The organism is Geobacillus sp. ZGt-1 (assembly GCF_001026865.1).
Lineage (GTDB): Bacteria > Bacillota > Bacilli > Bacillales > Anoxybacillaceae > Geobacillus > Geobacillus thermoleovorans.
This window is the reverse complement of the sequence record NZ_LDPD01000224.1, coordinates 1-2,105: the sequence shown is the minus strand read 5'-3', so window position 1 is coordinate 2,105 and position 2,105 is coordinate 1. Positions and strand designations below refer to the sequence as shown.

Below are 2,105 nucleotides of genomic sequence, written 5' to 3'. Positions count from 1 at the left end.
TGTCAAGGCCGATTATTTTTTCCCCAAAATCGCCGGTTTAAAATTCCCCAGAAGGACCTCATTGATCCTTCTGTTTTTCTTGTTGGAGCCTTTTTTCCCGCAATCGATAGCTTTCCCCCTTTAGGTTGAAAATAATAGAATGATGCAGTAATCGATCTAACATCGCTGTCGCAAGAACCGAATCTCCCACGATTTCTCCCCATTCCCCAAAGCTTTTGTTGGAAGTGAGGATAATCGGGGCATGTTCATACCGACGGGCGATGACCTGAAATAAGTAATGAGCGCTGTTCGGGTCCAATTTTAAGTACCCCATTTCATCAATAATGAGAATGGTTGGCTTCACAAACATGCGAAGCTTTTTTTCCAGCTTTCCTTCCTGGTCGGCTTTTCTTAACTGAGTGACCAAATCATGGGCGGTAATAAAATACGTTTTATACCCTCTTGCGATCGCCTCCATTCCAATCGAAATAGCCAGATGCGTCTTTCCAATCCCCGGCGGACCGAGAAAAAGAATATTCTCCTTTCGATCAATAAACGATAAGGTAAGCAGCTCTCGAATCCGACGCTCATCCACGGAAGGAAGTGCGTTAAAATCAAACGTATCGATCGTCTTGCGATATGGCAGTTTGGACAGCTTGATGAGCGTTTGGATCGATCGTTCCTGTTTTTCGACGATTTCTGCCTCTAATAAGCGGAATAAAAACTCCGAATATGGTATATTATGAGTAGCTGCGTATTCTGCCATGGCGGACCATCGTTCCGCCATGACAGGCAAATGGAGTCGGTGGCAATACTCGTGTATTCGTTCTTTCATGAGCTTTCCCCTCGCAGGAATGCGTCATAAACGGACAATGGACGAGTATCCACTTCCACCGAAACAGGCGAAATGGTGGCGGCCATTTCCGTCTGTTTCTTTTTTATTTTTTCGGCGAATGAAATCACTTTTTTCTGTTGGTCCACGTGAGAAATCTCCTCCCCTCGAAAGTACAATCGAATATCTCCATTTAATCGCTCCTTCACCAGAATTTCTTTGCCCGCATACTCCGACGATAAGAGCCATTGTTCCCCTTTGTAAGAGAAACTGCCATCCCAATGCACCTTCCGATAGGAAAGATAGCTCGTATCGTAATCTTTCAACGGAAGAGGCTTGAGTGACTCCTCGGCCCAACGCTCTTGCGGAGAAATACCGGTAGTGGCGTTTGGCTTCCGATTCGCCACTTGATCGAGCCAACGATGGAGAAGGAAATTTAATTCCTCGATGCTTTCAAACGCTGTCCCCACATAGAAGTGATCCATGATATACTGAATGGCTCGTTCGACTTTTCCCTTTGTCTGGGCCCGGTAAGGCCGGCATACTTTTGGAATAAATCCATAGTAACTCGCAAATTCGGAAAATCGTTGATTCCATTTCACCACTCCTTGTTCTCGCCCGTCTGTAACGGTCTTCATATTGTCAAATAACACCTTCTTCGGAACCCCGCCAAAGTACTTGAAGCTCTGAATCAGGCATTCCATTAAGTGTTCCTGATCCTGGCTGGTCGTAAATACCGCGTATTTCATCCGCGAATAGCCTAACGTGGCCACAAATAGCGATAACTTGACTTTTTTCCCTTCGATCACGACCTCCCCAACTTCTTTCCAATCGACTTGCATTTGTTCGCCAGGAAGCGTTTCATAACGAACGGTGTATTTCTTTTTCGCCGTCTCTCGGAAAGGTTTCATATAGTCTTTTAAAATCGTCTTTCCTCCCGTATAGCCCTGTTGTCGAATTTCAAAAAACAACTTTTCGCTATTAAACACCCCATCTTCTAACATTCGTTTTTGAAGATACGGCTTAAATGGATCTAACTTGCTTTTTCTTTGTTTTCGCTTGGATTTGGAAGGAGGATTGGGGGAGTGAATATATTTTCGGACGGTTTTCCGATCGATCCCCAATTCCCTCGCAATATCGGAAATACTCATTCCCCTTTCATACATCTCTTTGATCATAAAAAATTCCCCTCTCGTAATCATGAACCATAGCTCCTCTCGTTGACACTATGGTTCTATTGTAAGTGGGGAATTTTATTCCGGCTATATTGGGGATTTTATCATCGGCTTTAACA

Annotated in this window: 2 protein-coding genes; both read right to left on the bottom strand. The window is 44.3% G+C overall.

Features of this window, described 5'->3' with window-relative positions:
- Positions 1 to 58 precede the first annotated feature (58 nt).
- The gene (istB, locus tag VU18_RS16875) at positions 59 to 814 is read right to left on the bottom strand and encodes an IS21-like element IS5376 family helper ATPase IstB (RefSeq protein WP_014195837.1); all 756 of its coding nucleotides are present in this window, start codon (positions 812 to 814) and stop codon (positions 59 to 61) included.
- On the bottom strand, positions 811 to 2,013 hold the full coding sequence (istA, locus tag VU18_RS16870; protein WP_014195836.1) for an IS21-like element IS5376 family transposase: 1,203 nt from the start codon (positions 2,011 to 2,013) through the stop codon (positions 811 to 813). The genes istB and istA overlap by 4 nt, the downstream gene beginning before the upstream one ends.
- Positions 2,014 to 2,105 lie beyond the last annotated feature (92 nt).